Genomic DNA, 13248 nt, shown 5'->3' with positions numbered 1-13248 from the left:
CGCCCACCGGCGCCGCCGCCCGCGCCGGCCCGCCCACCGGCGCCACCGCCGGCGCCGCCGAGGCAGCGGCGGGCGAAGAACCCGCCGGCCGCGCCGCCGCCCGGCTTCCAGGCCCCGAAGGGCTACGTGCCGGTGCCCGTCCGCAAGCGTCGCCGCTGGCCGTGGGTGCTGCTGCTCACGCTCGCCTGTTGCTGCGGCTGCCCGGCCTACTACGGGGTGCCGATGGCGGACCAGTACCCGGCGCACGCCAGCCTGCCGGCCGAGGTCGCCGACCTGCGACTGCGCGACGACAGCCGCAGCAAGGCGACCGCCAGGCAACTGGAGTCGGAGGTACGCAAGTCGCACTGGCTGGCCGAGGAGACCTTCGCCGGCGTCTACAGCACGTCCGCCGGCAAGCGGGTGACGGTCTTCGGCGGCACCGGTTTCCGATTCACCCCGGAGTCGGACGCGGAGGACGAGATCACCCGGCTCACCGACCAGTACTCCCTCGGGGAGGCGCGGACGGTCGACACCGGCGTACGCGGCCGGCACCAGCGCTGCGCGGTGGGTCGGGCCGACGGTGAGGACGTGGTGGTCTGCACCTCGGTCGACCACGGCAGCATCGCCACCGCGGTCTTCACCCGGCTCTCGCTGGACGACAGCGCCGCTCTGCTCGGCACCCTGCGCGAACAGGTGGTCACCGTCGAACAGAAGTGAGCCGGCCCGCCCTGCCCGCGGCCGGCGCGGGCAGGGGGAGCCGACCGTGCCCGTCAGCGTGGGGGGCGCGGCTCCGCCGCGACGCGGCCGGGCTCAGGCCGGGGCGTCGCCCGTCCCGGTGGCCGGGGCGTCGCCCGTGCCGGTGGAGTTCCCGCGCGGCGGGGCGTAGCGGGGCACGTACTCCTGGCCGGTGAGCTTCTGGATCTCGGCCATGACCTCGTCCGTCATCTCCCGCAGCGACGTGCGGTCGTCCGGCCGGCCGGTGAAGTCCAGCGGCTTGCCGAACCGTACGGTGATCTTGGCGCGGCCGGGGCGCGGCATCCGGGTCCCGATGGGCTGGGCCTGGTCGGTGCCGGTCATGCCGACGGGGATGATCGGCACGCCCGCCGCCAGCGCCAGGCGGACCGCGCCGGTGCGCCCCCGGTAGAGCCGGCCGTCCGGCGACCGGGTCCCCTCCGGATAGACCGCGACCAGGTCGCCGGCCTTGAGCACCGGGATGGCGGCGTCGAACGCGGACAGTGCGGCGCGCCCGCCGGCCCGCTCGACCGGGATGGCGCCCAGGCCGGTGAGCACGAACTTGGTGAGGGCGCCCTTCGGGCCGGTGCCCTTGAAATACTCCGACTTGGCCCAGAACGCCAGGTGCCGGGGGACGACGGTACCGAGGAACAGCTCGTCGGCCACCGAGAGGTGGTTGCCCGCGAAGATCGCACCACCGGTGCCCGGAATGTGCTCCAGCCCCTCCACGTCCGGGCGGAAGGCCAGCCGGAGCGCGGGCGCCACGGTGAGCTTGCCGATGCTGTAGAGCAGGGGCACTGGTCCTCCGACGAAATGTGTGTGGACAGGCGGTGTCACGGTAACCGACGGGTCCACGGAACGCCGCACGGGTGGCGCGTCGCCTCGGCTGGTGAACGGCCTGTCCGGGCCCGTGGTGGCGGTCCGGCGGCAGGCCGCCGGACCGCCGTCTCACTGACTCACACCCGGCGCACGACGACGGTCACCCGGTCGCCCTCGCCGACCTCCCCGGTGAAGCCCGCCACCCCGTCGGCGAAGTCGACGGAGTCGGCCAGCACCTCCCGGGCCACGAAGTCGCCGAAGCCGGCCACCGCCGCGCGCACCTCCTCGGAGGCCGAGAGCGCCACCGCGATCCGGTCCGAGACGTCCAGGCCGGCGTCGCGGCGGGCCTGCTGCACCACCCGTACGACGTCGCGGGCCAGCCCCTCGGCGGCCAGCTCGGGGGTGACCTCGGTGTCGAGCACGACCACGCCCTCGCCGCCGGGCAGCGGCGCGGAGTGCTCGGCGTCGGCGGCGACCAGGCGCAGCTCGTACTCGCCCTCGGCGAGGGTGACGCCGGCGGCGACCGGGGCACCGTCGACCAGCTCCCACTCCCCCGCCTTGACCGCCCTGATGACCTGCTGCACCTGCTTGCCGACGCGAGGGCCGAGCGCGCGGGGCACCACGGTCAGCACCTGCTGGCAGTACGCCGACACCTCGTCGGTGAACTCCACCGCCTTCACGTTGACCTCGTCGGCGACCAGGTCGGCGAAGGGCCGCAGCTGCGCCGCCACCGGCGAGGCGACGACGAGCCTCGACAGCGGCAGCCGGACCCGCAGCCCCTTGGCCTTGCGCAGCGACAGCGCCGCCGAGCAGACCTCCCGGGTGGCGTCCATCGCGGCGACCAGGTCGTGGTCGGCCGGGAACTCGCCGGCCGACGGCCAGTCGGTCAGGTGCACCGACCGCTCGCCGGTCAGGCCGCGCCAGATCTCCTCGGCGGTCAGCGGCGCCAGCGGCGCCACCACCCGGCACAGCGTCTCCAGCACCGTCCACAGGGTGTCGAACGCCTCCGCGTCACCCGACCAGAACCGGTCCCGGGAGCGCCGCACGTACCAGTTGGTCAGCGCGTCCAGGTAGGAGCGCACGGTGCCGCAGGCGCCGGAGATGTCGTACGCGTCCATCTGCTCCTGGACGGTCGACACCAGCTCGTTGGTCTTCGCCAGCACGTACCGGTCGAGCAGGTTGCCGGCGGCTCCGCCGCCCGTCGGCGCCGCGTCCGTCTTCCGCTTGGCCTGGTACCCGTCGGCGTTGGCATAGAGCGAGAAGAAGTACCAGACGTTCCAGAGCGGCAGCAGCACCTGCCGGACGGCGTCGCGGATACCCGGCTCGGTGACGGCCATGTCGCCGCCGCGCAGCACCGGCGAGGACATCAGCATCCAGCGCATCGCGTCCGAGCCGTAGGCGTCGAACACGTGGTAGACGTCCGGGTAGTTGCGCAGGCTCTTGGACATCTTGCGCCCGTCGGAGCCGAGCAGGATGCCGTGGCTGAGGCAGTTGCGGAACGCCGGCCGGTCGAACAGCGCCGTGGCCAGCACGTGCATGGTGTAGAACCAGCCGCGGGTCTGGCCGATGTACTCGACGATGAAGTCGCCCGGGTAGTGGTGCTCGAACCAGTCGCGGTTCTCGAACGGGTAGTGCACCTGGGCGAACGGCATCGAGCCGGACTCGAACCAGCAGTCCAGCACCTCCGGCACCCGGCGCATCACGGACTTCCCCGTCGGGTCGTCCGGGTTGGGGCGGACCAGCTCGTCCACCGCCGGCCGGTGCAGGTCGGTCAGGCGTACGCCGAAGTCCCGCTCGATCTCCTCCAGCGAGCCGTAGACGTCCAGCCGCGGGTAGTTGGGGTCGTCGGACTTCCACACCGGGATCGGCGAGCCCCAGAAGCGGTTCCGGCTGATCGACCAGTCGCGGGCGTTGGCCAGCCACTTGCCGAACGAGCCGTCCTTGATGTGCCCCGGCGTCCAGTTGATCTGCTGGTTCAGCTCGACCATCCGGTCCTTGAACCGCGTCACCGCGACGAACCACGAGGACACCGCCTTGTAGACCAGCGGGGTGTCGCAGCGCCAGCAGTGCGGGTAGGAGTGGGTGTAGGTGTCCTGCCTGAGCACGACCCCCCGCTCCTTGAGCTCCCGGATCACCGGCTTGTTGACGTCGAAGACCTGCTCGCCCTGGTACGGCGGCACCAGCGCGGTGAACCGGGTGTGGTCGTCCACGGTGACGATGGTGGGGATGCCGGCCTCGTTGCAGACGTTCTGGTCGTCCTCGCCGAAGGCCGGGGCCAGGTGGACGATCCCGGTGCCGTCCTCGGTGGTCACGAACTCCGCGCCCAGCACCTGGTAGGCGTTCGGACCGGCCCGCTCGACGAGGAAGTCGAACAGCGGGGTGTAGCGGCGCCCGACCAGGTCGCGGCCGGAGACCGTGCCGACCCGCTCGTACCCCTCCAGCTCCTTGGCGTACGCGGCCAGACGCGCCGCCCCGACGACGTACCGCGCGCCGTCGCGCTCCAGCACGGCGTACTCGATGTCGGGGCCGACGGCGAGCGCCAGGTTGGACGGCAGGGTCCACGGCGTGGTGGTCCAGACGCCGAGCCGTACCGGCCCCCGCACCAGCTCGGGCGCGCTCTCGTCGGGGGTGAGCGCGAACCACACCGACAGCGTCGGGTCGTGCCGGTCCCGGTAGACGTCGTCCATCCGGGTCTCGGTGTTCGACAGCGGCGTCTCGCAGCGCCAGCAGTACGCCAGCACCCGGAAGCCCTCGTAGACCAGGCCCTTGTCGTGCAGGGTCTTGAAGGCCCACATGACGCTTTCCATGTAGTCCAGGTCGAGGGTCTTGTAGTCGTCGGCGAAGTCGACCCAGCGGGCCTGCCGGGTGACGTAGCGCTCCCAGTCGTGGGTGAACTCCAGCACCGAGGAGCGGCACGCCTCGTTGAACCGGGCCACGCCGAGGTCGAGGATCTCCGCCTTGCTGGTGATGCCGAGCTGCTTCTCGGCGACCACCTCGGCGGGCAGGCCGTGGCAGTCCCAGCCGAAGCGCCGCTCCACCCGGCGACCGCGCATCGTCTGGTAGCGGGGCACCACGTCCTTCACGTACCCGGTGAAGAGGTGGCCGTAGTGCGGCAGGCCGTTGGCGAACGGCGGGCCGTCGTAGAAGACGTACTCGTTGTCGGCGTCGCCCACGGCGGAGTCCCCGGTCTCCGGTCGCCGGCCGGAGGACGGCCTGGCCTCGACGGAGGCCTCGAAGGTCTTGTCGGCCGTCCAGTGCTCCAGGACCCGGCGCTCGACCGCGGGCAGGTCCGGGCTCGCCGGGACGCCGGCGGCGGTCGGGTCGTGCAACGGATAGGCCATCGGGGTCGTTCTCCTCGCAGCTCACTGGTCATGTGGTCTGCGAGGACGAGCCTTCTCGGGTACGCCTCGACGGCGCCCCCGGGCAGGCCCGCGGTACCACCCCGCTTGGCGGCCAGGATCGACCGCCCGCTCGTTGGCCGGCTGTGACGGGCCGGACCCGTCCGGTTCTACTGGGCCGGGACGAGCCGGCTGTTCTTCCGGAGGCTCGCCGGTGATGGCCGGGTCGTCGCCTTACGACCGTCAAGGCTACCCGACCACCCGGAAAGATCGCCGCCGAGTAAACCCGCCCGGCGACCGGTGCCCAGGGTGACGGGGTGCTGCCGGGCTCCCCTGGCCGCCCCGGCGAGGCCGACGGCCGTCGAACGGCGTGACCGGGCTCACCTCCGCCGGTGTCACGCCGCGCCTGCGCGTGCCGTCGTGTGGGTGTCGAGACAGACCGGGACCGAGGAGGGCCGACATGCAACGGATCAACGTGGCCGAGGTGGCACCGCAGGCGTTTCAGGCCGTGCTGGGGCTGGAGAAGTACGTCCGGGCGAACGTCGGGCACACCGTGCTGGGACTGGTGAAGCTGCGGGCGTCGATGCTGAACGGCTGCGCGTTCTGCGTCGACATGCACAGCCGGGAGGCGCTGGCGGCGGGCGAGTCGGACCGGCGGCTCTTCGCCGTCGCCACCTGGCGGGAGGCGCCGTTCTTCGACGAGCCGGAGCGCACCGCGCTGGCGCTCACCGACGCGGTGACCCGGCTCGGCGAGCACGGCGTGCCCGACGACGTCTGGGACGCGGCGGCGAAGGTGTGGTCCGAGAAGGAACTCGCCGACCTGCTGATGGCGATCGCCACGATCAACGTGTGGAACCGGATCGCCGTGACCTGCCGCACCGAACTGCCCGCGGACGTGTGACGGTCCGCGGCGCGACGCAGGCGGCCGGTGCGCTCGACGCGCACCGGCCCGCGACGGCGGGTGGTTCAGCCCAGCTCGGGGAACCAGAGCGCGATCTCGCGCTTGGAGCTCTCCGGCGAGTCGGAGGCGTGCACCAGGTTCTCCCGGTTGGAGAGCGAGAGGTCGCCGCGGATCGTGCCGGCCGCCGCGCGGCGGCCGTCGGTCGACCCGACGAGCCCGCGGACCACGTCGATGACCTGGTCACCGGCGAGCACCAGCGCCACCAGCGGGCCGCCGGTCATGAACTCCTTCAGCGGCGGGTAGAACGGCTTGTCGACGTGCTCGGAGTAGTGCTCGTCGGCCAGCGCGGCGTCCATCGTCCGGTACACCATCGCGTCGATCCGCAGCCCCTTGCGCTCGAAGCGGGAGATCACCTCGCCGACCAGCCCGCGGCGGACCGCGTCGGGCTTGATCAGTACCAGGGTGCGCTCGTCGGGGCTGCTGCTGGACACGCTGGGTTCCTCCTGTGCGCGGAAGGCGGTCGGGCTCGGTACGGTCAGCCTAGCGACCCGGTCCCGGCGCCGGCGCGGCGGCCGGTCTTTCCTCCGGTGGCCGATCCGGCCTAGCCTGGCCCTTGACCCTCGGGAGGTCCACTGTGGCGAATGGCGGGAACCGACCCATCGCGCCGGTACGCAAGCTGATCGCCGCGGTGCTGGGCACCGTTGCGACCTTCGTCGTCCTCTTCGGCCTCGGCATGACCAGTTGGGCGATCGTGGCGCTCGGGGTCGCGCTGCTGGTGCTGGCCGTCGCCCTGGCCACGGTGCGCGGCGGCGGCCGCACCTGGGTCGTCGGCGTCGGGCACGTGCACAGCGCCTCCGAGCCACCCACCCAGTACGCCTTCGGCCGCTGCGAGCTGCAACTGGTGATCGACGCGCCGGGGCTGCCGCCCCGCTCCAAGAAGATCATCGAGCCGCGGGTGCCGGTGGCGAAGTGGCCCTCGCTGGGCCAGGCGCTGCCGATCCGGGTCGCCCTGGACGACCAGCGGCACGTCCGGGTGCTCTGGGACGACGTGCCCACGCACGCGGAGACCGCCGCCACCGTCGCCGCCGACCTCCCGCCCGAGTTCGAGTACGCGGGCGCGGAGCCGCTGGACGAGGTGCTGATCCAGCAGCAGGCCCCGCCGTGGGCGGAGCGGGGGCCGGACGACGACTACCGCGACGACTACCGCGCGCCGATGGCCGATCCGCTGGGTGACCCGATCGGTGACCCCCTGGGCGACCCGCTGGGCGATCCGCTCGGTGGGGACCGGGGCGGGCGACCGGAGGAGCGCGAGCCTGTCGTGATGCACCAGCGTCCGGGCGGCCCGGTGGTGCTGGAGGGCACGCTCGTCGAGCAGCCCGCCACCGGCACCCTGCCGCGCCGGGCCACCCCCACGCCCCGCCCGCCCGCCGAGGAGCGCTTCGACGCCCCGCCCTTCCGTACCGACGAGCGGTTCGACGGGCCGCTGCCGGCCGACGAGCGGTTCGACGGACCACTGCGGGCCGACGAGCGCGTCGACCCGCCCGCGCCGGGGGACCCGATCGACCTGCCCCTGGACGATCCCGCGCCCCCCGGCGACCGGGTCCGCGAGGAGCGGATCAGTCCGGAGGAGCTGGACGAGGCCATCTTCGGCGCGGGCGCGGCGGCCGGCACCGGTGGCGACCCCGCGGAGACCGGGGCCGGCGGCGACGAGTTCGGGGCACCGATCGCGGGGGTGGGCCTCACCCTGCTCGTCACCGACCTGCCCCGCTCGCTGGACTTCTACCGCGACCTGGGCTTCACGGAGGTCGACCGGGGCTCCGGCAACGCGGTCCTCGCCTCCGGGCCGACCCGCCTGGTGCTGCGCGAGGTGACCGAGGCGGCGCCGATCAGCCGCCGGCTGGTGCACGTCAACCTCGAGGTGGACGACATCGACTCCTCCTACCAGCGGCTGCGCGGCACCGGGGTCCGGTTCACGTACGCGCCCCGGGTGGTCAACCGGGGCACGAAGCTGGAGGTCTGGGCGGCGGCGTTCCGCGACCCGGACGGCCACGGCATCGCCCTGACCCAGTGGCGGGAACGCGCCGAGGCCTGACCGGTCAGCCCAGCCTGACCCGTCAGCCCAGGATGACCCGGCGGACGTGCAGGGCATAGCCCCACACCAGGGCGAAGACCACCCCCAGCACGAGCAGCGACCAGTGCAGCAGGCCGGCGAGCATCAGCAGCCCCTGCAGGGCGGTGCCGGCGTGCCAGGCCCACGGCCGGCGCATCATGCCGGCCAGCAGCACCGCCGCCATGGCCAGCGCCACGACCGCCCCGACCGCCGCGCCGCCGAAGTCGCCGCCGACGACCCGGATCGGCTGGATCGCCAGCACCAGCACCAGCGCCTCCAGGCTCAGCGTGCCGGCGCCGAGCCCGCGTACCGCCCGCTCCGGGTTGCGCAGCCCCGAGCGGCGCGGCGGCGTCCCGGTGGGGGCTCCGTCGGCGGCCGCACCTGTCGGGCGGTCGTCGCCCGCCGCGCCGCCCTGCGGTCCCGTCATCGCTTCAGCAGCCGGCGGGCGTCGGCCACGGTCACCACCGATCCGGTGATCAGCACCCCGACCCCGCTCAGCTCCCCCGGTACGTCCTCCTCGGCCATCGCCACCGCGGTCTCGATCGCGTCCGGCATCTCCTCGGCCACCTCCACCCGCTCCGGGCCGAGAATCTCGGCCGCCAGCGCGGCCAGTTCCCGGGCCGGCAGCGCCCGCGGCGAGCTGTTCCGGGTCACCACGACCTGGTCCACCACCGGCTCCAGCAGCTCCAGCAGGCCGGCGGCGTCCTTGTCGCCGAGGACGCCGACCACCGCGACGAGCTTGCTGAAGGCGAACTCCTCCTGGAGCGCGGCCACCGTGGCGGCCATTCCGTGCGGGTTGTGCGCCCCGTCGAGCAGGATGGTCGGGGCGCTTCGTACGCGCTCCAGCCGCCCGGGCGAGCTGGCCGTGGCGAAGCCCTCCCGGACGGCCTCGACGTCGAGCTGACGCTTGGCGCCGGCGCCGAGGAAGGCCTCCACCGCCGCCAGCGCCACCGCCGCGTTCTGCGCCTGGTGCGCGCCGTGCAGCGGGATGAAGATCTCCTCGTAGACGCCGCCGAGGCCCTGGAGGGTGAGCACCTGCCCGCCGACGGCGACCGCGCGCCGGAGCACCCCGAACTCGGAGCCCTCCCGCGCGATCGTCGCGCCGACCTCGGCGCAGCGTTCCAGGATCGGCCGGGCGGCGTCCTCCTCCTGCGCCGCGGAGACCACCGTGGCGCCCTTGTGGATGATGCCGGCCTTGTGCAGGGCGATGTCCTCGACCGTGTCGCCGAGCCACTCGGTGTGGTCCAGCCCGACGGGCGTGATCACCGCCACCCCGGCCTGGAGCACGTTCGTGGAGTCCTCGGCGCCGCCGAGCCCCACCTCCACCACCGCGACGTCGACCGGGGCGTCGGCGAAGGTGGCGAAGGCGAGCGCGGTCGTCATGTCGAAGTACGTCAGCGGCTCGGCCGCACGCTCGTCGACCAGCCGGGCCAGCGGCTCGATCTCCCGGTACGCGGCGACGAACCGCTCCTCGCCCACCGGCTCGCCGTCCAGGCTGATCCGCTCCCGGACGGTTTCCAGGTGCGGGCTGGTGTAGCGGCCGGTGTGCAGCCCGAAGGCCCGCAGCAGCGAGTCGATCATCCGCGCCGTGGAGGTCTTGCCGTTGGTGCCCGTCAGGTGGATCGACGGGTACGCCCGCTGAGGGCTGCCGAGCAGGTCCAGCAGGGACTCGATCTTGTCCAGCTCGAAGGCCATGCGGGTGAAGCCGCGCGCGGCCAGCTCGGCCTCGACGGCGGCGAATTCGGTCCGGTCGGTCACGAGGACAGCGCCTCCCCAGCGGCGTCGGTACGGATCAGGTCGGTCACGAGGGCAGCGCCTCCAGGGCGGCGTCGATGCGGATCAGGTCGGCCTCGGCGACGGCGAGCCGGTCACGGATCTTGGCGACCACCGGCTCCGGCGCCTTGCCGACGAAGGCGGGGTTGTCGAGCTTCGACCGGGCCTGCGCGACCTCCTTCTCGGCGGCCGCGCGGTCCTTGGTGAGCCGCGCCCGCTCGGCCGCCAGGTCGATCGACCCCCGGGTGTCCAGGGCCACGCTCACCGCGCCGGGCATGGCGAGCGTGGCGCTGGCCTGGAAGTCGTCGCCGGCCGGGTCCAGCCGCACCAGCGACCGGATGAGCGGCTCGTGCGCGGCGATGCCGGCGCCGGCCAGGCCGTCGAGCCGGGCGGTGACCCGCTGCGTCGGGCGCAGCCCCTGGTCGGAGCGGAACCGCCGGATCTCGGTCACCACCCGCTGCACGGTGCCGAGCTCCGCCTCGGCCGCGTCGTCCACGGCGGTACGGTCGGCGACCGGCCAGGCCGCCGTCATGACGGTCTCGCCGCCGGTGAGCGCGGTCCACAGCTCCTCGGTGACGAACGGGATGACCGGGTGCAGCAGCCGCAGCAACTGGTCCAGCACGTGCCCGAGCACCCGGCGGGTGGCCTCGGCGGCGGGGCCGCCCTCGGCGAGCACCGGCTTGGTCAGCTCGACGTACCAGTCGCAGACGTCGTCCCAGGCGAAGTGGTAGAGCAGGTCGCAGACCTTGGCGAACTCGTACGCCTCGAACTGCCCGTCGACCTCGGCGGTGACGTGCGCCAGCCGGGACAGGATCCACCGGTCGACCGTGGAGAGCGTCTCGGTCGCCGGCAGCGCCCCCTCGGTGTGCGCGCCGTTCATCAGCGCGAACCGGGTGGCGTTCCAGAGCTTGTTGCAGAAGTTGCGGGAGCCCTGGCACCAGTCCTCGCTGACCGGGACGTCCTGGCCGGGGTTGGCGCCCCGGGCGAGGGTGAACCGGGTGGCGTCGGCGCCGAAGCGGTCGATCCAGTCCAGCGGGTCCACCACGTTGCCGAAGGACTTGGACATCTTCTTGCCGTGCTCGTCGCGGACCATGCCGTGCAGGGCGACCACGTCGAACGGCTGCCGGCCGTCCATCGCGTACAGCCCGAACATCATCATCCGGGCGACCCAGAAGAAGAGGATGTCGTAGCCGGTGACCAGGACGCTGGTCGGGTAGAACTTGGCCAGGTCCGGGGTCTGCTCGGGCCAGCCGAGGGTGGAGAACGGCCACAGCCCGCTGGAGAACCAGGTGTCGAGCACGTCCTCGTCCTGGTGCCAGCCCTCGCCCGTCGGCGGCTGCTCGTCCGGGCCGACGCAGACGATCTCGCCGGCCGGGCCGTACCAGACCGGGATGCGGTGGCCCCACCACAGCTGGCGGGAGATGCACCAGTCGTGCATGTTGTCGACCCAGGCGAAGTAGCGCTTCGCCAGCTCGGCCGGCTCGATCTTCACCCGGCCGTCGCGCACCGCGTCGCCGGCCGCCTCGGCCAGCGGGGCGGTGTTCACGAACCACTGGAGCGAGAGGCGCGGCTCGACGGTCGTCTTGCACCGCGAGCAGTGCCCCACCGCGTGCACGTACGGCCGCTTCTCCGCCACGATGCGGCCCTGCTCGCGCAGCGCCGCGACGATGGCCGGCCGGGCCTCGTACCGGTCCAGGCCCTGGAAGGGGCCGGGAGCGGTGATGACGCCCCGCTCGTCCATGATCGTGAGGGACGGCAGGTCGTGCCGCTGGCCGATCTCGAAGTCGTTCGGGTCGTGCGCCGGGGTCACCTTGACCATGCCGGTGCCGAAGCTCGGGTCGACGTGCTCGTCGCCGACGATCGGGATCCGCCGGTCGGTGAGCGGCAGGGCGACCTCGGTGCCGATCAGGTGCCGGTACCGCTCGTCGTCCGGGTGCACCGCCACGGCGGTGTCGCCGAGCATCGTCTCGGCGCGGGTGGTGGCCACCACCACCTCGTCGCCGTAGCGGATCGAGACCAGCTCGCCGTCGTCGTCGGTGTGCTCCACCTCGATGTCGGAGAGCGCGGTCAGGCAGCGCGGACACCAGTTGATGATCCGGTTGGCCCGGTAGATGAGGCCGTCGTCGAAGAGCTTCTTGAACATGGTCTGCACGGCCCGGGAGAGGCCGGCGTCCATGGTGAAACGCTCCCGGTCCCAGTCGACGGCGTCGCCGAGTCGCCGCATCTGGCCCAGGATCGCGCCGCCCGACTCGGCCTTCCACTGCCATACCCGCTCGACGAACTGCTCCCGGCCGAGGTCGTGGCGGGACAGCCCCTCGGTGGCGAGCTGACGCTCGACCAGGTTCTGCGTGGCGATGCCGGCGTGGTCCATGCCGGGCAGCCAGAGCGCCTCGTAGCCCTGCATCCGCTTGCGCCGGCTCAGCGCGTCCATCAGGGTGTGCTCGAAGGCGTGGCCCATGTGCAGGGAGCCGGTGACGTTCGGCGGCGGGATGACGATGGTGAAGGGCGGCTTGTCGCTGTCCGCCGACGCCCGGAAGTGGCCGGCGGCTACCCACTGCTCGTACCGTCGCTGCTCTACCTCGCCCGGCTGGTACTGGCCGGGCAGGGTCGGGGCGTCGGGGCGTCGGGCATCCAGTCTCTCGGTCACCCCGAAAGTCTACGGAGCGCTTCCCGGGACCCGACGTGCACCACCTGCTGTTCGCGTACGGTGTCGGCTATGTCCGACGCACATCTCACCGAGCGCCCGGTCACCGACGGCTCCGAGCCCATCGATCTGACGGACGAGCCCATCCGGCTGACCAACGACCCGGACCCGGACCACGCCCCGCGGCGCCGGGGCACATGGTCGCGGCGTGGGCGGATGGCGTGGGCCGCGGCGGCGCTGGTCGGGCTCGCGGGGGTCGCCGTGCTCGGCGGCGCGGGCTGGCGGGTCGCCCAGCAGAAGGACGCCGACCTCGCCACCCCGGACCGGGTGGCCGGCCTGGTACGCGACGACAGCGAGCGGGCCCGCAGCACGTCCGACTACCTGCGCAGCGGATTCGCCGCCGACATCGAGCTGGAGAGCAGCTTCGGCACCGTCTACCGGGACCCCGCCGACGACAAGCGCTCCGTGCTCGTCTTCGGCGGCACGACCCTGCTCTGGCAGCCGGAGCGGGACCTGGACAGCCTCTTCGGCCTGCTGACCGACGAGACCGGCCGGGTGACCGGGCTGCGCGAGGTGCCCGCCGGGAGACTGGGCGGCGTGATGAAGTGCGGCACCACCAGCGGCGACGGCGGCGACTTCGCCGTCTGCGGCTGGGCCGACCACGGCAGCGTCGTGATGGCCATGTTCCCGGGCCGCGCCGTCGGCGAGGCCGGCGGCCTCTTCCGGGCGATGCGTCAGGAGATGCAGACCCGCGGCTGACGGGCCGCACCGGCACGCCACCCGTCGAGGCGTACGCCAGCCACTGGCGACACGTCTCGCCGGGCGGACCCGGGGCGAAAAAGGCCCGTAACGCAGTTCAGGGTCACCCCGAAGGGTGACCCTGAACTGGAAGATTGTCCGGCGGTGTCCTACTCTCCCACACCCTCCCGAGTGCAGTACCATCGGCGCTGGA

9 protein-coding genes and 1 pseudogene are annotated in these 13248 nt (G+C 73.1%); 4 read left to right on the top strand and 6 right to left on the bottom strand.

Annotated features, from left to right (window positions below):
- Positions 1-696, top strand: a pseudogene (locus tag V6V16_RS27265) (hypothetical protein); the annotation flags it as partial.
- 93 nt (positions 697-789) lie between these two features.
- On the opposite strand, the gene V6V16_RS27260 reads toward V6V16_RS27265, so the two are convergent.
- Together V6V16_RS27260 and ileS are read right to left on the bottom strand one after the other, a co-directional pair.
- Entirely contained in the window at positions 790-1509 is a 720-nt protein-coding gene (locus tag V6V16_RS27260; protein ID WP_334566713.1) for a lysophospholipid acyltransferase family protein, read from the bottom strand.
- Positions 1510-1667: 158 nt separating this feature from the next.
- Entirely contained in the window at positions 1668-4871 is a 3204-nt protein-coding gene (ileS, locus tag V6V16_RS27255) for an isoleucine--tRNA ligase (protein WP_334566711.1), read from the bottom strand.
- 457 nt (positions 4872-5328) lie between these two features.
- Between ileS and V6V16_RS27250 the strand changes: the two genes are divergently transcribed.
- Positions 5329-5769 (top strand): carboxymuconolactone decarboxylase family protein, encoded by a 441-nt coding sequence (locus V6V16_RS27250; protein WP_334566709.1) that lies wholly within the window; start codon positions 5329-5331, stop codon positions 5767-5769.
- A gap of 65 nt (positions 5770-5834) precedes the next feature.
- Here V6V16_RS27250 and ndk read toward each other — a convergent pair whose 3' ends face one another.
- Positions 5835-6260 carry a nucleoside-diphosphate kinase gene (gene ndk, locus V6V16_RS27245; protein ID WP_334566707.1) on the bottom strand — a complete coding sequence of 142 codons (426 nt, stop codon included), beginning with the start codon at positions 6258-6260 and terminating at the stop codon, positions 5835-5837.
- A 143-nt stretch (positions 6261-6403) separates the two neighbouring features.
- Between ndk and V6V16_RS27240 the strand changes: the two genes are divergently transcribed.
- On the top strand, positions 6404-7861 hold the full coding sequence (locus tag V6V16_RS27240) for a VOC family protein (protein ID WP_334566704.1): 1458 nt from the start codon (positions 6404-6406) through the stop codon (positions 7859-7861).
- Between the two features lie 22 nt (positions 7862-7883).
- Here V6V16_RS27240 and V6V16_RS27235 read toward each other — a convergent pair whose 3' ends face one another.
- From V6V16_RS27235 to V6V16_RS27225, 3 genes are read right to left on the bottom strand one after another with little or no spacing between them, the layout of a single operon-like run.
- Positions 7884-8306 carry a DUF4233 domain-containing protein gene (locus tag V6V16_RS27235; RefSeq protein WP_334566702.1) on the bottom strand — a complete coding sequence of 141 codons (423 nt, stop codon included), beginning with the start codon at positions 8304-8306 and terminating at the stop codon, positions 7884-7886.
- Positions 8303-9637, bottom strand: coding sequence for a bifunctional folylpolyglutamate synthase/dihydrofolate synthase (locus tag V6V16_RS27230; protein WP_334566700.1), 1335 nt, complete (start codon positions 9635-9637; stop codon positions 8303-8305). The genes V6V16_RS27235 and V6V16_RS27230 overlap by 4 nt, the downstream gene beginning before the upstream one ends.
- Positions 9638-9680: 43 nt before the next feature.
- Positions 9681-12299: a valine--tRNA ligase gene (locus tag V6V16_RS27225; RefSeq protein ID WP_334566698.1), complete on the bottom strand. Its 2619-nt coding sequence runs from the start codon at positions 12297-12299 to the stop codon at positions 9681-9683.
- 69 nt (positions 12300-12368) lie between these two features.
- Here V6V16_RS27225 and V6V16_RS27220 point away from each other — a divergent pair, with 69 nt between their 5' ends.
- The gene (locus tag V6V16_RS27220; protein WP_334566696.1) at positions 12369-13055 is read left to right on the top strand and encodes a hypothetical protein; all 687 of its coding nucleotides are present in this window, start codon (positions 12369-12371) and stop codon (positions 13053-13055) included.
- Positions 13056-13248 lie beyond the last annotated feature (193 nt).

The sequence above is a fragment of the Micromonospora sp. CPCC 205561 genome, assembly GCF_036906775.1.
Taxonomy (GTDB): Bacteria; Actinomycetota; Actinomycetes; order Mycobacteriales; family Micromonosporaceae; genus Micromonospora.
This window is presented reverse-complemented; position numbering and strand designations above follow the sequence as displayed.